20 protein-coding genes are annotated in these 17,576 nt (G+C 56.1%); 12 read left to right on the top strand and 8 right to left on the bottom strand.

The features are described 5' to 3' along the window. From FN633_RS18425 to FN633_RS17940, 6 genes are all read left to right on the top strand, one after another. The coding region (locus tag FN633_RS18425; protein ID WP_208674147.1) for a hypothetical protein at positions 1-215 on the top strand (215 nt) is incomplete at its 5' end. A gap of 182 nt (positions 216-397) precedes the next feature. After that, the gene (gene rpsF / locus FN633_RS17960) at positions 398-793 is read left to right on the top strand and encodes a 30S ribosomal protein S6 (RefSeq protein ID WP_042388484.1); all 396 of its coding nucleotides are present in this window, start codon (positions 398-400) and stop codon (positions 791-793) included. Positions 794-799: 6 nt separating this feature from the next. Next, positions 800-1,114: a primosomal replication protein N gene (gene priB / locus FN633_RS17955; protein ID WP_042388482.1), complete on the top strand. Its 315-nt coding sequence runs from the start codon at positions 800-802 to the stop codon at positions 1,112-1,114. A 4-nt stretch (positions 1,115-1,118) separates the two neighbouring features. Next, the gene (gene rpsR, locus FN633_RS17950; RefSeq protein WP_000135199.1) at positions 1,119-1,346 is read left to right on the top strand and encodes a 30S ribosomal protein S18; all 228 of its coding nucleotides are present in this window, start codon (positions 1,119-1,121) and stop codon (positions 1,344-1,346) included. A 41-nt stretch (positions 1,347-1,387) separates the two neighbouring features. Then, the gene (gene rplI, locus FN633_RS17945) at positions 1,388-1,837 is read left to right on the top strand and encodes a 50S ribosomal protein L9 (protein WP_042388480.1); all 450 of its coding nucleotides are present in this window, start codon (positions 1,388-1,390) and stop codon (positions 1,835-1,837) included. Between the two features lie 156 nt (positions 1,838-1,993). After that, complete coding sequence (locus FN633_RS17940) at positions 1,994-2,923, top strand: DMT family transporter (protein ID WP_154058720.1); 930 nt, start codon at positions 1,994-1,996, stop codon at positions 2,921-2,923. A gap of 92 nt (positions 2,924-3,015) precedes the next feature. Here FN633_RS17940 and FN633_RS17935 read toward each other — a convergent pair whose 3' ends face one another. Continuing rightward, complete coding sequence (locus tag FN633_RS17935; RefSeq protein ID WP_154058719.1) at positions 3,016-3,660, bottom strand: LysM-like peptidoglycan-binding domain-containing protein; 645 nt, start codon at positions 3,658-3,660, stop codon at positions 3,016-3,018. Between the two features lie 232 nt (positions 3,661-3,892). On the opposite strand from FN633_RS17935, the gene bamJ reads away from it, so the two are divergent. Next, on the top strand, positions 3,893-4,513 hold the full coding sequence (bamJ, locus tag FN633_RS17930) for a BamJ family beta-barrel-assembly machinery protein (RefSeq protein WP_042388474.1): 621 nt from the start codon (positions 3,893-3,895) through the stop codon (positions 4,511-4,513). 311 nt (positions 4,514-4,824) lie between these two features. Then, complete coding sequence (gene cycA, locus FN633_RS17925; protein WP_154058718.1) at positions 4,825-6,237, top strand: D-serine/D-alanine/glycine transporter; 1,413 nt, start codon at positions 4,825-4,827, stop codon at positions 6,235-6,237. A gap of 44 nt (positions 6,238-6,281) precedes the next feature. Here the strand turns inward: cycA and ytfE are convergent, their stop codons facing one another. Further along, positions 6,282-6,944: an iron-sulfur cluster repair protein YtfE gene (gene ytfE / locus FN633_RS17920; RefSeq protein ID WP_154058717.1), complete on the bottom strand. Its 663-nt coding sequence runs from the start codon at positions 6,942-6,944 to the stop codon at positions 6,282-6,284. Between the two features lie 178 nt (positions 6,945-7,122). Between ytfE and FN633_RS17915 the strand changes: the two genes are divergently transcribed. After that, positions 7,123-8,694, top strand: coding sequence for a methyl-accepting chemotaxis protein (locus tag FN633_RS17915; RefSeq protein ID WP_154058716.1), 1,572 nt, complete (start codon positions 7,123-7,125; stop codon positions 8,692-8,694). Positions 8,695-8,734: 40 nt separating this feature from the next. Here the strand turns inward: FN633_RS17915 and FN633_RS17910 are convergent, their stop codons facing one another. The 3 genes from FN633_RS17910 to FN633_RS17900 all read right to left on the bottom strand — a co-directional run bounded on the left by FN633_RS17910 (position 8,735) and on the right by FN633_RS17900 (position 11,502). Then, positions 8,735-9,673 (bottom strand): DMT family transporter, encoded by a 939-nt coding sequence (locus tag FN633_RS17910; RefSeq protein ID WP_154058715.1) that lies wholly within the window; start codon positions 9,671-9,673, stop codon positions 8,735-8,737. A gap of 75 nt (positions 9,674-9,748) precedes the next feature. Then, positions 9,749-10,573, bottom strand: coding sequence for an AraC family transcriptional regulator (locus FN633_RS17905; protein WP_154058714.1), 825 nt, complete (start codon positions 10,571-10,573; stop codon positions 9,749-9,751). Between the two features lie 80 nt (positions 10,574-10,653). Beyond that, complete coding sequence (locus tag FN633_RS17900) at positions 10,654-11,502, bottom strand: SDR family oxidoreductase (RefSeq protein ID WP_154058713.1); 849 nt, start codon at positions 11,500-11,502, stop codon at positions 10,654-10,656. Between the two features lie 89 nt (positions 11,503-11,591). Between FN633_RS17900 and FN633_RS17895 the strand changes: the two genes are divergently transcribed. Next, positions 11,592-11,978 (top strand): winged helix-turn-helix transcriptional regulator, encoded by a 387-nt coding sequence (locus FN633_RS17895; protein ID WP_072015177.1) that lies wholly within the window; start codon positions 11,592-11,594, stop codon positions 11,976-11,978. 48 nt (positions 11,979-12,026) lie between these two features. Here the strand turns inward: FN633_RS17895 and FN633_RS17890 are convergent, their stop codons facing one another. Continuing rightward, on the bottom strand, positions 12,027-13,973 hold the full coding sequence (locus tag FN633_RS17890; RefSeq protein ID WP_154058712.1) for a bifunctional 2',3'-cyclic-nucleotide 2'-phosphodiesterase/3'-nucleotidase: 1,947 nt from the start codon (positions 13,971-13,973) through the stop codon (positions 12,027-12,029). A 185-nt stretch (positions 13,974-14,158) separates the two neighbouring features. Between FN633_RS17890 and cysQ the strand changes: the two genes are divergently transcribed. Then, positions 14,159-14,905 (top strand): 3'(2'),5'-bisphosphate nucleotidase CysQ, encoded by a 747-nt coding sequence (cysQ, locus tag FN633_RS17885; RefSeq protein WP_154058711.1) that lies wholly within the window; start codon positions 14,159-14,161, stop codon positions 14,903-14,905. A 3-nt stretch (positions 14,906-14,908) separates the two neighbouring features. Here cysQ and FN633_RS17880 read toward each other — a convergent pair whose 3' ends face one another. Then, positions 14,909-15,466, bottom strand: a complete 558-nt coding sequence (locus FN633_RS17880; RefSeq protein ID WP_154058991.1) for a YtfJ family protein — start codon at positions 15,464-15,466, stop codon at positions 14,909-14,911. Between the two features lie 327 nt (positions 15,467-15,793). Here FN633_RS17880 and FN633_RS17875 point away from each other — a divergent pair, with 327 nt between their 5' ends. Next, positions 15,794-16,000, top strand: a complete 207-nt coding sequence (locus tag FN633_RS17875) for a DUF1107 domain-containing protein (protein WP_154058710.1) — start codon at positions 15,794-15,796, stop codon at positions 15,998-16,000. 78 nt (positions 16,001-16,078) lie between these two features. Here FN633_RS17875 and paeA read toward each other — a convergent pair whose 3' ends face one another. Continuing rightward, entirely contained in the window at positions 16,079-17,416 is a 1,338-nt protein-coding gene (paeA, locus tag FN633_RS17870) for a polyamine export protein PaeA (RefSeq protein WP_154058709.1), read from the bottom strand. Between the last annotated feature and the right edge of the window lie 160 nt (positions 17,417-17,576).

Here is a 17,576-nt window from a genome sequence, read left to right as displayed (position 1 = left end):
GCAGGCACACGGTAAGAAGTGGAATAGTGATTTTTTTCATCATGTTGCACCCCAACTCACTCATCAACGGCTCACTGATGCGCGATCGTAGAGGAGCCGTACCTCACTCGCGTTCGGGCTTATATAAAGTGTACGTCCTGGCGGGCAAACTCACCGCGATCGTTTCTGCTGCAGTTGTACAAAAATTTACCGCAATGCTGATTGACCAAGCTTAGCCCCGCCGAAAAAGGGCGCTTCACGCTTTGTGCGAATTATTTGTGCAATCACCTTGAGTTCGTCAGGCTTCGCAAGTATGATTACGCGTCAATTTTTCAGCCGCCTTTCAAACACGTTCCTTGCTTCCATGGGCCGCGGCTGACCCTGACAGGAGGCTGAATAATCCGTAAGGAGCAATTCGATGCGTCATTACGAAATCGTTTTTATGGTCCATCCTGACCAGAGCGAACAGGTTCCGGGCATGATCGAGCGTTACACTGGTGCTATCACTGCAGCAGAAGGCACGATCCACCGTCTGGAAGACTGGGGCCGCCGTCAGCTGGCTTATCCGATCAACAAACTGCACAAAGCACACTACGTTCTGCTGAACGTTGAAGCGCCGCAGGAAGCGATCGATGAGCTGGAAACTAACTTCCGCTTCAACGATGCCGTTATCCGCAGCATGGTTATGCGTACCAAAAACGCTGTTACTGAAGCATCTCCGATGGTTAAAGCGAAAGACGAGCGCCGTGAGCGTCGCGATGATTTCGCTAACGAAACCGCAGATGCTGAAGATGCTGGGGATTCTGAAGAGTAATTTCTGATGACCAACCGTCTGGTGTTGTCCGGCACCGTGTGCAGGATGCCCCTTCGCAAGGTCAGCCCATCAGGAATACCTCACTGCCAGTTCGTGCTTGAGCACCGCTCTGTGCAGGAGGAAGCCGGTTTTCACCGGCAGGCGTGGTGTCAAATGCCTGTAATAATCAGCGGGCAAGAGAACCAAGCCATTACTCACAGTATAACGGTCGGTAGCGCAGTTACCGTGCAGGGGTTCATTAGCTGCCACAAGGCAAAGAATGGCCTGAGCAAACTGGTTCTGCATGCCGAGCAGATTGAATTGATAGATTCTGGAGACTAGCCAAATGGCACGTTATTTCCGTCGTCGCAAGTTCTGCCGTTTCACCGCGGAAGGCGTTCAAGAGATCGACTATAAAGATATCGCAACGCTGAAAAACTACATCACCGAAAGCGGTAAGATTGTCCCAAGCCGTATCACCGGTACCCGTGCAAAATACCAGCGTCAGCTGGCTCGCGCTATCAAACGCGCTCGCTACCTGTCCCTGCTGCCGTACACTGATCGTCATCAGTAATCGGGCACGGTCCATTAATACGACTTTGAGAGGATAAGGTAATGCAAGTTATTCTGCTTGATAAAGTAGCAAACCTCGGTAGCCTGGGCGACCAGGTTAACGTTAAAGCGGGCTACGCTCGTAACTTCCTGGTACCGCAGGGCAAAGCTGTTCCTGCTACTAAGAAAAACGTTGAATTCTTCGAAGCACGCCGTGCTGAACTGGAAGCTAAACTGGCTGACGTTCTGACCGCTGCTGAAGCTCGCGCTGAGAAAATCAACGCACTGGGCACCGTTACCATCGCGTCTAAAGCAGGCGACGAAGGTAAACTGTTCGGTTCCATCGGTACTCGCGACATCGCTGACGCTGTAACTGCAGCTGGCGTTGACGTGGCTAAGAGCGAAGTTCGTCTGCCGAACGGCGTTCTGCGTACCACCGGTGAGCATGAAGTGGACTTCCAGGTTCACAGCGAAGTGTTTGCTAAAGTTATCATCAACGTGGTTGCTGAGTAATCTGCGACTCTCGTTTGAGATAACACCCGAAACGCCTGCCTCGTGCAGGCGTTTTGCTTTTTGCGACCCCACCGACACTCCCAACGGTGCTGGGTATCAATTCCTCACCCCTTCCATGATAATAAATCAAAACACGATTTTAATTTTGGTGAGGAAATGGAAACTGTCTCTTCGATACCGGTTTTTGCCCGTAAAAACGTCGCTTACGCCGGGGCTACGCTCTGCTGCCTGCTCTGGGGGAGCTCCTATCCTGCCATTAAGAGCGGCTATGCGCTTTTTGCTATCGCCACCGACGATATCCCCTCGAAGATTGTCTTTGCTGGCTATCGCTTTCTGTTTGCCGGTCTTCTGCTGCTGCTGTTTGCAATGGCGCAGCGCAAACCCATCGCCCGGCTCAGTCAGCGTCAGTATGGTCAGATCGCTTTTCTCGGCCTGACGCAAACCTCGATTCAATACATCTTCTTCTATATCGGCCTCGCGTTTACCACCGGCGTGAAAGGCTCGATCATGAATGCCACGGGTACCTTCTTCAGCGTGCTGCTGGCCCACCTTATCTATAAAAACGACAGGCTCAGCTACAACAAGAGCATCGGCTGCGTGCTGGGCTTTGCTGGGGTGATGCTGGTGAACGTTAATCATTCGCTGCTGGATTTCAGCTTTAGCGCGATGGGGGACGGCTTTGTGGTACTGGCGGCGTTTATACTGTCGGCCTCGATGCTGTATGGCAAACGCATCTCACAAACCGTCGATCCAACGGTGATGACCGGCTGGCAGCTGGCGTTTGGCGGTGGGGTATTGGTACTGGGAGGCTATCTTACCGGCGGCACGCTGGTAGTGCCTGACGTGAAGGCGGCGGCGCTCCTTGGCTATCTGACGCTGCTCTCGTCCATTGCCTTCGCGCTGTGGAGCGTGCTGCTGAAGTACAACCGCGTCAGCATGATTGCGCCGTTTAACTTTGTCATCCCGGTGGCGGGCACGGTGCTGTCGGCCATCTTCCTTGGGGAGAATATCCTGGAGATGAAATACGCCATTGCGCTGGTGCTGGTCTGCTCGGGTATCTGGTGGGTTAATAAACCCAAAGCATGAAACGGGAAAACGCCAGATGGCGCTTCGCTTATCCGGCCTACAAGAGAGGCAGCCCCGGTAAGCGTTAGCGCCACCGGGGAGCGAAAGATGCATTATCGCGCGCGGATAAAGCTGCCGTTGGCCTGGCGGGTAAACAGCACGTCGCCATCGCCGGTTTCAATCGTCAGGCCGGTAACCACCCCGCTGGCGTTCTGGCGGATCTTCACCACCTGACCGGTTTGCAGCGTGCTGAGCGGCTTGCCGTTGCCCTCGACTTGCGCCATTGCGTAAACATCCGTTGCCGGCAGGTTATGATCGCGGAACAGCTGGGCCAGGGTTTGACCAGACGCGATGCGATAGGTCCGCCACTGTTGATCGATTCCTCCTGACTCCTGGAAGGGCTGCACGACATTATTCTGTGTCGTCGTCGGCTGCTGCGTCTCCTCCGGCTGCTCCTGCTCCTGGATCGGCTCCGGAGCCACCGGTGCAACCAGCTGCGGATCGCTCACCGTGGGCGCGAGCTGCGGCTGGGCGTTAGCAGACGGCTGAGAAGGGGCGATATCCAGCTGCGCGTCACGCCTGACGGGTGCATCATCGCCGTTGTCCCCAGAAGGCAGCAAAAGGCCGATGACAACAAGCAGAGCCGCAATAATGATGCCGCGACGGTGCGCAGGGGGCAGCGGATCCATAATGCGAAAGTTATCCGGCGCGTACCAGATTTTCGCCAGAGTCGGTTTCAGTGCAAATCGCCCGGGCATGGCTTTCCTCCTGCTCCGCGTCGTTATTTTCCTGTATCACTGAGTATAGATTGCTAACTGCCTGACTCGCGTAGTAAAGCGCTCTTTCGTGACCTGGGATCGGGAATAATCTTACCCCTCTCTATTGTTTCTTTTTCGCTGCGATTTGTCACCCTCCCTGCGACAAAGTTTTACCCGATGCGGCGTGGCTGCTATGCTGCCCGCTACTTTTAATACGATGAAAGGAAAACCCATGACAACCCCGACGTTTGACACTATCGAAGCACAGGCAAGTTACGGTATCGGCCTGCAGGTAGGCCAGCAGCTGAGCGAGTCTGGCCTCCAGGGCCTGCTGCCGGAAGCGCTGGTTGCCGGTATTGCCGACGCGCTGGCAGGTAAACAGCCTGCTGTGCCGGTGGATGTTGTTCATCGTGCGCTGCGTGAAATTCACGAGCGTGCCGATGCAGTGCGTCGCGAGCGCTTTGCCGCGATGGCTGAAGAGGGCGTGAAGTATCTGGACGAAAACCGCGAGCGTGAAGGCGTGAACAGCACCGAGTCTGGCCTGCAGTTCCGTGTGATCAAGCAGGGCGAAGGCGCTATCCCGGCGCGTACCGACCGCGTGCGCGTGCACTACACCGGTAAGCTGACGGACGGTTCCGTCTTTGACAGCTCCGTTGCCCGTGGCGAGCCGGCAGAGTTCCCGGTTAACGGCGTGATCCCAGGCTGGATCGAAGCGCTGACCCTGATGCCGGTAGGCTCTAAGTGGGAGCTGACCATTCCACAAAACCTGGCCTACGGCGAGCGTGGTGCGGGCGCGTCCATCCCGCCGTTCAGCACCCTGGTGTTTGAAGTCGAGCTGCTGGAAATCCTGTAACGCCGCAAAACGACTCCTCTCCCCAAATGGGGGGAGGAAGCGACACACCCGCATATCCTCCACCCTTTGCACAAATGTCGATACTTAATCTTGCAAATGCTTTTTTTGCGTGTATTTTTGTGAGCCAAATCAAAGTAGGGGTGTGATATCACACTCATTTTTAACATAAGTGTAACATTGCTTTTAAATCGCAGTATTCATCCCTCCGATTCTTACCTAATATCGATGAGTCCACATTCAGGCGCCCCGCGCGTCAGCAATGAAAGGCCAGAAGAGCCTCAACAACACAGACAGGTACAGGAAATAAACACATGGTAGATCAGATCAAGGTCGCCGCCGATGAACAGGCACCGACCGAGCAATCGCTCCAGCGTCATCTTACTAACCGTCATATTCAGCTTATTGCCATTGGGGGTGCCATCGGTACCGGGCTGTTTATGGGATCGGGTAAAACAATCAGTCTTGCCGGCCCGTCGATCATATTTGTTTATATGATCATCGGCTTTATGCTCTTTTTCGTGATGCGCGCCATGGGCGAGCTGCTGCTGTCGAACCTTGAGTACAAATCGTTCAGCGACTTTGCCGCCGATCTGCTCGGCCCGTGGGCGGGCTACTTTACCGGCTGGACCTACTGGTTCTGCTGGGTAGTCACCGGTATGGCGGACGTGGTGGCGATCACCGCCTACGCCCAGTTCTGGTTCCCCGGCCTGTCGGACTGGGTGGCTTCGCTGGCGGTGATCGTGCTGCTGCTGAGCCTTAACCTGGCGACGGTGAAGCTGTTCGGCGAGATGGAGTTCTGGTTTGCGATGATTAAAATCGTCGCCATCGTGTCGCTGATTATCGTTGGCGTGGTGATGGTAATGATGAACTTCCAGTCGCCAACCGGCGTTGAAGCCTCCTTTACTCATCTGTGGGATGACGGCGGCTGGTTCCCGAAAGGGCTGAGCGGCTTCTTTGCTGGCTTCCAGATTGCGGTCTTTGCCTTTGTCGGTATCGAGCTGGTAGGCACCACGGCAGCGGAAACCAAAGATCCAGAGAAATCGCTGCCGCGCGCGATTAACTCTATCCCTATCCGCATCATTATGTTCTACGTCTTTGCGCTGATTGTGATCATGTCCGTGACGCCGTGGAGCTCTGTAGTACCGAACAAAAGTCCGTTCGTGGAGCTGTTTGTGCTGGTGGGTCTGCCTGCGGCGGCGAGCATCATCAACTTTGTGGTGCTGACCTCGGCGGCCTCTTCGGCGAACAGCGGCGTCTTCTCCACCAGCCGGATGCTGTTTGGCCTGGCCCAGGATGGCGTGGCACCGAAGAGCTTCGGCAAGCTGTCGAAGCGTTCTGTACCGGCAACCGGGCTAACCTTCTCCTGCATCTGCCTGCTGGGCGGCGTGGTGATCCTCTACGTTAACCCGAGCGTGATTGAAGCCTTCACCATGATCACCACGGTATCTGCGATCCTGTTCATGTTCGTCTGGACCATTATTCTCTGCTCGTACCTGGTCTACCGTAAGCGCCGTCCGGAGCTGCACGCGAAGTCCATCTACAAGATGCCGTTGGGCAAGGTCATGTGCTGGGTGTGCATGGCGTTCTTCGCCTTTGTGCTGGTGCTACTGACTCTGGAACAGGATACCCGTCAGGCGCTGATGGTTACGCCGCTGTGGTTTGTGGTGCTGGGTGCGTTCTGGCTGCTGGTTGGCAAAAAGCGCGTAGAGAGTTTCCGCAAGTAAGACAGTTTGTAGGCCCGGCAAGCGTAGCGCTGCCGGGCTTTTTTTTACTCCCCGTTTAACGCACGCGGGAAGAGCACGTTATTCTCCAGGCTGATGTGCTCCATCAGATCGTCAATCAGCTCGTTAATCCCGTTATACATCGCCTTCCACGTTGTGCACGCCTCTGGCGGCGGCGTCACGTTATGGGTAGTGTGTTTGATCACCTCCAGCAGCTCGCCTGCCTCATCGTGCTCGCTTTCCATCACGCTTACCGGCCCCGCCGCATGGCTGCCCTGACCCTGTTTGATCATCGGGAAGAGGATCCGCTCCTCTTTCATCATGTGGTTGGTCAGCTCCTCATGCAGCATGGTCAGGTATTTGGTCAGCCCACGCGGTACGTTGGGCTTATCAGCATGAACGCGCTCAACCTTGGTGGCCTGAAGGATCAGCTCTGGCAGCTGCTCGCGATGCCTGTCGTGATAGCGGACGATGATATGATCGATAATCTCGGCCAGCGGGACCACGCGCCACTCTTTCTCTACCGGCTGCTCGGCCAGCTTCGCCAGCGCGGCCTCGATTTCCTCAACGTTCAGCTCTTTGCGCTGGGCTGCGCGGGCCAGCGTCTGCTTGCCGCCGCAGCAGTAGTCCATATCGTACTGACGGAACAGGGCCGAGGCCCGGGGGATAGAGAGCGCCAGCTCACCTAAAGATTGATCGCGAAAGGCCATAGCAGTTACCTCAATGTATAAATAATAAGATGCATTCTAAATACATCTTTAAGGGGGCGCTATAACCCTTTAGCGGCAGGGATAAAAATGAGATGTACTTCACAATTTTGTTCAAGAAGCGGCCACGCCTGCCGATAGATACAGGCCAGACAATATCCTGCATCCTAAAAGGCAATACATGTTTAAACGTATGAAAGTCATTACCCTGTTGATTTCAGTGCTGCTGGCGCTAGGCCTCATGCAGCTGATCTCAGCCAGCGTGTTCATTACCGCGCTCAATAACGATAAAGATAATTTCAATGTTTCCCAGCTCTCCAGCCAGAACGTCGCCGAGTTTACCGACGCATGGATTAGCCTCAACCAGGCGCGTGTGACCCTCAACCGGGGCATGCTGCGTCTGCAAAGCAGTGAGGCAAGCCAGATTAACGGCGGGCAGCGCAGCGAGCTGGTCACCATAGCGAAAAACCTGCTGGCCGAGGCGAAGGATCATTACGACAAATACTATGCGCTGCCGGAAACGCCGGGGATGGATGAGCACATGGCTGACCGTCTGGAAGAACAGTATCGCAACTACTCTACAACCCTGGCCAAGATGAACACCCTGCTGGCAGAGGGCGATCTGGCCGGAATGTTCAAACAGAACGCCGAGCAGAAGCAGAAAGCAATGCAGACGGTCTACCGTGAATGGCGTCAGGCGCAGGCGGATTTGGCCAGTAAAGGCGTTAAAGATAACGAGAGCGACTACAAACGTATTCTGTGGATCCTCTCTACGATCATGCTGGTGGTGATCGCCGTAATTATTACCAGCTGGATTGCGATGCGCCGTGTGCTGCTCCAGCCGCTGGATGAAGTGCTTGGTCACATCCGCGCTATCGCCGCAGGCGATCTGACTCGACCGATTGCCGCCGAAGGCAAAAACGAAATGGCGCTGCTGGCGCATAACGTGAAGGAGATGCAGACGGCGCTGGCGAACACGGTTGGCGTGGTGCGTGGCGGGGCTGACGTGATCTATACCGGGGCGAGCGAGATCTCCACCGGCAGCAACGATCTCTCCTCCCGTACCGAACAGCAGGCGGCCTCTCTGGAAGAGACGGCGGCCAGCATGGAGCAGCTGACGGCGACCGTAAAGCAGAATGCCGACAACGCCCGTCAGGCCTCCCGTCTGGCACTGGATGCCTCCTCTACCGCGAAGAAAGGCGGCAGCGTCGTAGAGAGCGTGGTGCGGACAATGGATGAGATCGCCACCAGCTCCCACAAGATTGCCCAGATCACCAACGTAATTGACGGTATCGCCTTCCAGACCAACATTCTGGCACTGAACGCGGCGGTAGAAGCGGCGCGTGCCGGCGAGCAGGGTCGAGGCTTTGCTGTTGTTGCCGGGGAGGTGCGTACCCTTGCCCAGCGCAGCGCCCAGGCGGCGAAGGAGATTAAAGGCCTGATTGATGATTCTGGCGATCGGGTCGACGCAGGCTCTGCGCTGGTGAATCAGGCCGGGGAGACCATGGCAGAGATTGTTAGCGCCGTCACCCGCGTGACCGACATCATGGGTGAAATTGCCTCTGCCTCTGATGAGCAGAGCCGTGGTATCGATCAGGTTGGCCAGGCAGTAGCAGAGATGGACCGCGTGACCCAGCAGAACGCCTCGCTGGTGCAGGAGTCTGCCGCCGCCGCCGCCGCGCTGGAAGAGCAGTCCGCCCGCCTGAGCGAGGCGGTAGCAGTGTTTAAAATTGCTCGTGAAGGTAGTCGCTAACGTTCTACTAATATGCCGGGCGGCACCACGTTTGCCCGGCCTAGTGAACCGGTTTTCCCCTCACGGCCAGCGTCACCCCCACCACCAGCAGCAGAATACCGGATGCGGTCAGCATGGGCGGCAGGCTCTGGCGCAGCAGGAAAGTGTAGAGCAGGCCTGCCAGAGTTTCAAAGACGATTAGCGGCCCTAAAATGACCGTCGGCAGCTTCTGGCTGGCAACGTTCCAGCACAGTGCACCCACCCACGAACAGAGCACGGCGATCGCCACGATTAATGCGACAAAAACCCAAGGCCGAGGGCCAAACGGTAGCATAAATTCAGGCTGATCCAGCCTTAACCAGCCGCATACCGCGATGTAGCCAACCAGCGAGACGGGCAGGGTAACCAGCGCCTGCGCAGTGGCCCACATCATCGGGTTTTTGTCCGGATTCTCCCGCAGCCAGCAGGCATTACGCAGGGCATACCAGGCCCAGCACACCACGGCGATGACGGCCAGCAGAATACCGGAGACGTAGCGCCATCCGTCCACATTCGCCATACCGTGACGCAGTTCGGCGATGTTCACGCACGCCAGGCCGATAGCGATACACACCAAGGCGGGAACCATCTTCGACCAGGCCAGCTTGCCATCGCGATGGCTATAGAGCAGGTTGGCGAAGACCGGGATCACCACGGGCAGCGTGCCGATAATCATGGTTGAGACAGGTGCGCCGGTACGCTGAATGGCGCTTGCCAGACAGGCGTAATAGATCAGATTGCCCATCATGGTCAGCTCAAGCGCAGCCAGCCAGTCCCGGCGGGCCAGCTTTTTGAGGCGTTTACGGCCCAGCCACGCCAGCGGCAGGGCAATAAGCCCCAGCGCCAGGTAGCGCCCCATCGACAGCAACAGCGCCGGGTACTCCGGCACAATCAATGGACCAACAAAAATCAGCCCCCACATTAAACCTGCAAGCAGGGCATACAGTACGCCGCTAATCATTTCTCTATCTACCTCATTTGAACCAGCAGGCAGTGTAGAGAGGCAGCAGGCGGGCGTATTGTATGAGATTGCGCATTAGCGCCGGATAACCTGTTTCTGGTAGCGCACCGGCGTGATGCCGTAGCGGCGGGTAAAAGCGCGGGTGAGGTGTGACTGATCGGTCAGCCCAGTGGTAGCAGCAACGTCAGCGGCGGGCATCCCTTGGGTGAGGAAAATTTTAGCCCGCCAGAGGCGGATTGCCATCAGCATCTGGTGCGGCGTGACGTGAAAATGGGCTTTGAACTGGCGCTGGAAGTGATAGGGGCTCAGGGAGACCACCTGCGCCAGCTCGTCGAGGGTCAGGGAATGCATATAGTTGTCGTGCAGGTAGTCGCGTACGCGCTCAAAGCGGTGCGCTCCTTCTACCGACACCGGCGCGTGGTGCGCCAACGGCCTAAAGGCATCGATGAGATCCAGCAGCAGACCTTGCTGAGCAAGAAGATCTTCGCTTTGCCAGAGGTGGTGGATAAGCGTAAAAATCTGCCGGGAGCGGAGCGGATCGTAGCGGGTAGCCTCAGCGAACCACCAGTGGCGGATCCCGGTGATCTGCTCAAGCCTATCTGGCTCGATATAGATCATACGATAGCGCCAGCCGTCAGTGGTGGCTGCCTCGCCCGTGTGCAGCTCCTCGGGATTCATGGTAACTACCGAGCGGGCCGAGGCAACATGCTGCGCGCCACGATAGCGAAAGCGCTCCGCGCCGCTCTCTATCGTACCGATGCCGAAAGCTTCATGCGTATGCGGCTCAAAAACATAGCGGGAGATATGGGCGTGATAAAGCTCCACGCCCGGGAACTGCGCCAGATGGCGAAAGCGGGCGCTATCTTTTTCATCGCTAAACTGTTCCGGTACGCCTTGCACTGGCTCTCTCCACGCGGGTCATCGCTTCATTATCAGCAATGACCCGGTGGGATGCCACAAAAATTAACGGTTCTATCAGGTCAGACGATTTCGCGGATGCTGTCATGAATCGGCGTGGTCGGGCGGCCAATCAGCGTGCTTAGCGTGCGGCTGTCGTCAAACAGGCCGCCTTTTGCCGCACCCGCGTCGGAGTCCGCCAGCAGGTTAGCAAACGCCTCCGGCAGGCCCGCGCCTTTCAGCGCGGCAGCAAAATCTGCTTCGCTTAGGTTCTGATAGACCACCGGTTTGCCGCTCTGCTTGCTGAGCGCTGCCGCCAGTTCGCTGAGGGTCCAGGCCTCGTCACCCGCCAGCTCGTACACCTTGCCCGCGTGGCCTTCGCTGCTCATCACCTTAGCCGCCGCCGCTGCATAGTCACTCCGGGTGGCGGAGGCGATTTTGCCCTCGCCAGCGGAGCCAATAAATACGCCGTGCTCTAACGCCGCCGGGGCGCTGGCCAGATAGTTTTCGCTATACCAGCCGTTACGCAGCAGGGCGTAAGGGATGCCGGAGGTCGCCAGATACTGCTCGGTATCCACGTGCTCAACGTGCAGGCCCAGCGGAGAGCGATCGGCATGCAGCAGGCTGGTGTAGGCAATAAATTTTATGCCTGCCGCCTTCGCTGCATCGATGACGTTGCGGTGCTGAATCGCACGCTGGCCCACTTCGCTGGAGGAGATCAGCAGCAGCTTATCAACGCCTTCAAGGGCGGCGGTGAGTGCTGCCTGGTCGCCATACTCGGCTTGACGCACGGTCACGCCCTGCTGAGCCAGGGCTTCGGCTTTTGCCGGGTTACGCACAATGGCCACCAGCTGGCTGGCGGGAACGGTTTTCAGCAGTTCGGTAAGGGTCAATTGGCCCAGGTGGCCGGTTGCGCCGGTAATTGCGATCATGTGATTTTCCTTCTGGTCGGTAGTGAGTTATGGCACACTAGCACTCTAACTAACTTTTAGTAAGTACGTACAAAAAGGTAAGTATGAAAATGGCAAACACGCCTCAGACGCTGAGTGAACGGCTGCGCGAAGGAAACCTGTTCGCCGAGCAGTGTCCCTCCCGGGATGTGCTTAAACACCTGACCAGCCGCTGGGGCGTGCTGGTAATGGTGGCCCTGCGCGACGGTACGCATCGCTTTAGCGATCTACGCCGCAAGATGGGCGGCGTCAGCGAAAAGATGCTGGCGCAAACTCTGCAATGGCTAGAGCAGGACGGCTTTATCAACCGGGTGGCATATCCAGTGGTGCCGCCACACGTTGAGTACAGCCTGACGCCGCTGGGTGAAGAGGTCAGCGAGAAGGTGGCCGCGCTCGCCGACTGGATAGAGCTGAACCTGCCGGCGGTGCTGGCGAGGCGTGACGAGCGGGCGGCGTAGGGAAGCGTTATCGCCGGGCGGCGGCATTCGCCTGGCCCGGCCTACGGGTTATTTTCCGCTTAAATCGACTTTGTAAATGGCGAATCCAATGTCGTCGCTGCCAACCTGGGTCATCGGGTACTGCGCCTTCTCTTTGATAAACGCCGCTGCCTTAGCGGAGGGGGAGGTCTCAAAGCGAATATCCAGCGCCATATCGCTGTGGATCGGTGCAAGTCGCCAGTTGTTGTCCGCCGCCGGGTGAATCGCCTTCGTGCGGGCTGACTCAGCGCTGATCCAGGCTGCCAGCACGGCACGGTTCTCATCCGGGGAAGCAAAAGCAATGTGGCTGTCGCCGGTCCCGGCAAATTTGCCGCCGTAGGCGCGATAGTTATTGGTCGCTACCAGGAAGGTGGCGTTGGGATCGATGGGTTTGCCGTTGAAGGTCAGCTTTTTGATGCGCTCCGCCTGCGGATTCAGGCTCTGGCACTCACCGTCATAGCGTGCGGGCTGGGTCACGTCGACCTGGTAATCAACACCGTCAATCACGTCGAAATTATAGGTGCGGAAGGTGTCCCAGTTAATCAGCGACTGCGGCTTGCTGCTGTGAGGATCGATCTGGTTAAACTGCCCGGCGGAGCACTCCAGCCACTCCTTCACCTCTTTGCCGCTTGCCTTCACCACCACCAGCGTATTTGGGTAAAGATAGAGATCGGCGGCGTTACGGAAGGTCAGCTGGCCCTTATCGACCTCAACAAAGCTGGCCGGATCGTTCTTGCGCCCGCCTGCTTTAAAGGGCGCGGCAGCGGAGAGCACCGGCAGCGAGGCCAGATCCGGATCGCCCTGAATATAGTGCTCAACGTAGGCCTTCTGCGCCATATTGACCACCTGCACGGTGGGATCGTCCTGTACCAGAGAGAGATAGCTATACATGTTATCGGCAGACTGACCGATAGGTTTGCTAACAAACTCGCGGGTGGCGTCATGGGATGCTTTAAGGACTGATACCAGCTTACTGTCCTCTGCTGCCAGCGATTTCTTCGCCGCCGCGTCGTAAATAGGGCGGGCCTCGGCGCGCGAGTGCGTGACCTTCCACGTGCCACTATCGTTATTCAATACCAAATCGACCACGCCAAGATGATCGCCCCACATGCCCGGCATCACCGCCGGTATGCCGTTAAGGGTGCCGTTGGCGATATCTGCGCCTTTAATCGCGGCGAAATCTTTGCCAGGGAATACCGCGTGGGCGTGACCGAAGAGGATCGCGTCGACGCCGGGTACTTCGCTGAGATAGTAGACCGAGTTCTCTGCCAGCGCCTTATAGGGCTCTGCTGACAGCCCGGAGTGAGCGATCACTACCACTACGTCCGCCCCTTTGCTGCGCATCTCTGGAACATACTTGCGTGCGGTTTCGGTAATATCGTTCACCGTCACCTTGCCGCTGAGGTTCGCTTTATCCCAGGTCATGATCTGCGGCGGTACAAAGCCGATATAGCCAATACGTAGGGTCTGGGGTTTACCCTCTTTATCTTTAACCGTGGTATCTTTAATCAGGTAGGGGGTAAACAGCGGCTGCTGGGTTTTTACGTCAATAATATTGGCGTTCACATAGGGGAATTTCGCACCCGCCAGCGCACGATGCAGATAATCCAGCCCGTAGTTAAACTCATGGTTGCCGAGGTTACCTACCGCATAATCGAGGCTGTTCATCGCTTGATAAACGGGATGCACCTCGTTCGCGCTTAACCCTTTTGCCGCCATATAGTCCCCCAGCGGGCTGCCCTGAATCACGTCGCCGTTATCCACCAGCACGCTGTTGGCAACTTCCTGACGGGCGGCATTAATCAGCGTAGCGGTGCGCACCAGGCCGAACTTCTCCGTTGGCGTATCCTTGTAGTAATCAAAGTCCATCATGTTGCTATGCAGATCGGTGGTTTCCAGCAGGCGAAGATCCACGGTGGCGGCCTGGGCTCCGACCGCCGTCAGCATGGCCAGGAACGTTGCACTAAACTTAATCATCAGAGCGTCCTTTTAGATCTAATCCACAAAAGAAAATGTATTTACATCTGGTTGCTTACAGATTTGTGAATCTTGCCATAAAAGTGAGCAATAAAACCGCAGGCGTGGTCACAGATGGCAGTTCTGGTCGTGATAGGGTATAAGTAAAACAACGAGTTAAAACCACTGACATAGAGAGGTGGAGAATGTTAGACGCAATTTGTCAGCTCGCGCGGGAAGCGGGTGAAGCTATCATGCAGGTTTACGACGGGCACAGCCCGATAGATGTGAACCGTAAAACCGACGATTCGCCGGTGACTGCGGCGGATATTGCCGCTCACAAGGTGATTGTCAAAGGTTTGCAAGCACTTACTCCGGATATTCCGGTGCTCTCAGAAGAGGACCCTCCGGCCTGGGATGTTCGCCAGCACTGGCAGCGTTATTGGCTGGTGGATCCGCTGGACGGCACCAAAGAGTTCATCAAGCGCAACGGTGAGTTTACCGTTAACATCGCGCTGATTGAAGAGGGGAAGCCGGTGCTGGGCGTGGTCTATGCGCCGGTACTAAAAGTGATGTACAGCGCGGCGGAAGGTAAGGCGTGGAAAGAGGAGAACAACATCCGTAATCCGATCCAGGTGCGTGAGGCCCGCCCGCCACGCGTGGTGATCAGCCGCTCGCATGCCGCGAATGATACCGAACTGAAAGAGTATCTGGAGCAGATGGGAGAACACCAGACCACGGCGATCGGCTCGTCGCTCAAGTTCTGCCTGGTGGCAGAAGGCGAGGCGCAGCTCTATCCGCGCTTTGGGCCAACCAGCGTCTGGGATACCGCCGCAGGCCACGCGGTGGCGGTGGCTGCCGGGGCGCACGTCCATGACTGGCAGGGAAAAACGCTGGACTACACGCCGCGTGAATCCTTCCTCAACCCCGGTTTCCGCGTCTCTATCTTTTAGTCTTTAGCTCTTCAGCAGCTTACGCAGCAGGGCAATCACCTGCTGCGACTCCTGCTGGGTCAGCGCGCCATCTTTGGCGTAATGGACCCGACCCTCTCTATCCAACACCACGACGGCAGAGCTCTCCTCCTCCAGTTGCCAGGCCTTACGCGTGACGCCATCACTGTCGACGATAAACTGCGACCAGGGATAGAGCTGCTTGTTGCTCTCAATGCTGCTGCGCACAAACATCGCCGAGCCGGGGATAGCATCATCAGTATTGATAATTGTGGTGGTCTGATACCTGTCGTGCGGCAGATTTGCCGATTTAATCGCTTCGATCAGCGCCGCATTTTTCTCTTTCGCCGAGGTGCGGCCAGCAATGTGCATCACTACGCGAACTTTTCCAGTCAGCTGTGCGCTATTCCATTTTTTATAGCTAAACTTATTGTTATCGAAGACCAGCTCTCCCCGATCGGCCACGCCAACCGGGGGCACGCGCTGATTCTCTTCAAAACGGTGAGCCGAGGCCACCAGCGGCAGCAGCAGGCAGGTTACAGCCAGAGTGTTGCGTAACGTCATCATGTTTCCCTTATTCAGTGCAGGTGATCCGACCACTTGGTCTCTGCCTTTAATGATAAGTGCAATTAATCTTCTTTTCTCGCAAATGGGGTGCCAGTTTGCGGGCGGACGCACACATTTGCGCAAAAACCATGCCTTATACTGTAGTGCTCAGTGCCCAGGGTAGAAAATTCTGATTAATTGTAATCAAACGGTAAATAAACTTATGCATACTGGGTATCAATGATTTTGTGGTCTATAGTCACTGGGCAACAAAATTTGCGTTCATTAAAGTCGAGCCAATTGTGGCGTCGCTTGAGCGTAAGATTCAGCAGGAGAGATAGAAGAATGAAAATTTTCCAACGTTACAATCCGCTGCAGGTAGCGAAGTACGTGAAGATCCTGTTCCGTGGACGGTTGTATATCAAGGACGTAGGCGCTTTTGAGTTCGACAAGGGTAAGATCCTGGTCCCAAAAGTGAAAGACAAGCAGCACTATTCTGTAATGTCTGAAGTCAATAGCCAGGTTATGCGACTGCAAACCGACATGGCGTAAGCATCGTGCTATGCAGTAGTTCAGTAACATAATAAGACGGCCCCTAAAGGGGCCGTTGATGTTTCTGAGGAAGGGACCTTACGCCGCGCTTTGGTTTTCAGCGTCCGGCAGTTTCGGCGTCAGCGTGGTGGGCTTGCTGTCGAGGCGGGTCACCAGCAGCTGGTCAATGCGGTAGTTATCGATATCCACCACCTCAAATTTATAGCCCGAGTATTTCACCGAATCGGTGCGTTTCGGGATTTTTCGTAGCATAAACATCATAAAGCCGCCGATGGTTTCATAGTTGCCGGACTGCGGGAACTCGTCAATATCCAGCACGCGCATCACGTCATCGATAGGCGTACCGCCATCGATAAGCCAGGAGTTCTCATCACGAGCAACGATCTGGTCCTCCTGTCCCTGACCGACCAAATCACCCATCAGGGTAGTCATTACGTCGTTCAGAGTGATGATGCCTACCACCAGCGCATACTCGTTCATAATCACCGCGAAGTCTTCCCCCGCCGCCTTAAAGCTCTCCAGCGCCTCGGAGAGGGTCAGGGTATCCGGCACGATCAGCGTGTTGCGGATCTGCACGCCGCTGTTCAGCGCCAGGCTCTGGTTGGCCAGCACGCGGTTAAGCAGATCTTTTGAATCGACGTAGCCGACGATGTGATCGATATCCTGATTACAGACCAGGAACTTGGAGTGCGGATGCTCCGCCACCTTGCTCTTCAGGCTCTGCTCATCTTCATGCAGATCGAACCAGATGACGTTTTCGCGCGAGGTCATGGATGACGGCACGGTACGTGACTCCAGCTCAAACACGTTCTCAATCAGCTCGTGTTCCTGCTTTCGCAGCACGCCCGCCAGTGCCCCGGCCTCAAACACCGCGTAGATATCATCGGAGGTGAGGTCATCCTTACGCTCCATCGGCAGCTTAAAGATGCGGAAAATAACGTTAGCCAGCCCGTTAAAGAACCACACCAGCGGACGGAAGACGAACAGGCAGAAGCGCATCGGGTTGATGATGCGCAAAGCCACGGCTTCGGGCGCAATCATACCGATGCGTTTCGGGGTCAGGTCGGCAAAGAGAATGAACAATCCGGTGACAAGCGTGAAGGAGATAATAAAGCTGAGTCGATCCGCCAGCTCGGGCGACACCACGTTGACCAGCACACTGTAAAAGGCCGGAGAAAAGGCCGCGTCGCCGACGATACCACCGAGAATGGCGACGGCGTTAAGGCCAATCTGCACGACGGTGAAGAAGGTGCCGGGGCTCTCCTGCATTTTCAGGATGCGCTGAGCATTGATATTGCCATCGTCGGCCAGCAGCTTAAGTTTGATTTTACGGGAGGCCGCAAGCGAAATCTCCGACAGCGAGAAGAACGCACTTACGGCAATCAGACAAAGTATCAGTAGAATACTGTTTAACATATCTTATCCAGCCATCGGCCAGATCCTCAAGAAGGGAAGGTTGAAAATCCATGTAATACATCAGGTTAAACGCCGATCCACGGCGAGTGGACCTGCGATCCAGACGCTAGTATAGCGTAAGCCGGGGGAGGGCTGCCAGCGTCACCAGTACAATGTTTAA

The organism is Pseudescherichia vulneris, assembly GCF_902164725.1.
GTDB classification, from domain to species: Bacteria; Pseudomonadota; Gammaproteobacteria; order Enterobacterales; family Enterobacteriaceae; genus Pseudescherichia; species Pseudescherichia vulneris.
The sequence above is the reverse complement of the archived record's forward strand: the minus strand, read 5'-3'. Positions and strand labels throughout refer to the sequence as shown.

Excerpts from the sequence above, each read along its gene's own strand:
- rpsF (WP_042388484.1), top strand. The coding sequence starts at position 398 with ATGCGTCATTACGAAATCGTTTTTATGGTCCATCCTGACCAGAGCGAA.
- priB (WP_042388482.1), top strand. The coding sequence starts at position 800 with ATGACCAACCGTCTGGTGTTGTCCGGCACCGTGTGCAGGATGCCCCTT.
- rpsR (WP_000135199.1), top strand. The coding sequence starts at position 1,119 with ATGGCACGTTATTTCCGTCGTCGCAAGTTCTGCCGTTTCACCGCGGAA.
- rplI (WP_042388480.1), top strand. The coding sequence starts at position 1,388 with ATGCAAGTTATTCTGCTTGATAAAGTAGCAAACCTCGGTAGCCTGGGC.
- FN633_RS17940 (WP_154058720.1), top strand. The coding sequence starts at position 1,994 with ATGGAAACTGTCTCTTCGATACCGGTTTTTGCCCGTAAAAACGTCGCT.
- FN633_RS17935 (WP_154058719.1), bottom strand. The coding sequence starts at position 3,660 with ATGCCCGGGCGATTTGCACTGAAACCGACTCTGGCGAAAATCTGGTAC.
- bamJ (WP_042388474.1), top strand. The coding sequence starts at position 3,893 with ATGACAACCCCGACGTTTGACACTATCGAAGCACAGGCAAGTTACGGT.
- cycA (WP_154058718.1), top strand. The coding sequence starts at position 4,825 with ATGGTAGATCAGATCAAGGTCGCCGCCGATGAACAGGCACCGACCGAG.
- ytfE (WP_154058717.1), bottom strand. The coding sequence starts at position 6,944 with ATGGCCTTTCGCGATCAATCTTTAGGTGAGCTGGCGCTCTCTATCCCC.
- FN633_RS17915 (WP_154058716.1), top strand. The coding sequence starts at position 7,123 with ATGTTTAAACGTATGAAAGTCATTACCCTGTTGATTTCAGTGCTGCTG.
- FN633_RS17910 (WP_154058715.1), bottom strand. The coding sequence starts at position 9,673 with ATGATTAGCGGCGTACTGTATGCCCTGCTTGCAGGTTTAATGTGGGGG.
- FN633_RS17900 (WP_154058713.1), bottom strand. The coding sequence starts at position 11,502 with ATGATCGCAATTACCGGCGCAACCGGCCACCTGGGCCAATTGACCCTT.
- FN633_RS17895 (WP_072015177.1), top strand. The coding sequence starts at position 11,592 with ATGGCAAACACGCCTCAGACGCTGAGTGAACGGCTGCGCGAAGGAAAC.
- FN633_RS17890 (WP_154058712.1), bottom strand. The coding sequence starts at position 13,973 with ATGATTAAGTTTAGTGCAACGTTCCTGGCCATGCTGACGGCGGTCGGA.
- cysQ (WP_154058711.1), top strand. The coding sequence starts at position 14,159 with ATGTTAGACGCAATTTGTCAGCTCGCGCGGGAAGCGGGTGAAGCTATC.
- FN633_RS17880 (WP_154058991.1), bottom strand. The coding sequence starts at position 15,466 with ATGACGTTACGCAACACTCTGGCTGTAACCTGCCTGCTGCTGCCGCTG.
- FN633_RS17875 (WP_154058710.1), top strand. The coding sequence starts at position 15,794 with ATGAAAATTTTCCAACGTTACAATCCGCTGCAGGTAGCGAAGTACGTG.
- paeA (WP_154058709.1), bottom strand. The coding sequence starts at position 17,416 with ATGTTAAACAGTATTCTACTGATACTTTGTCTGATTGCCGTAAGTGCG.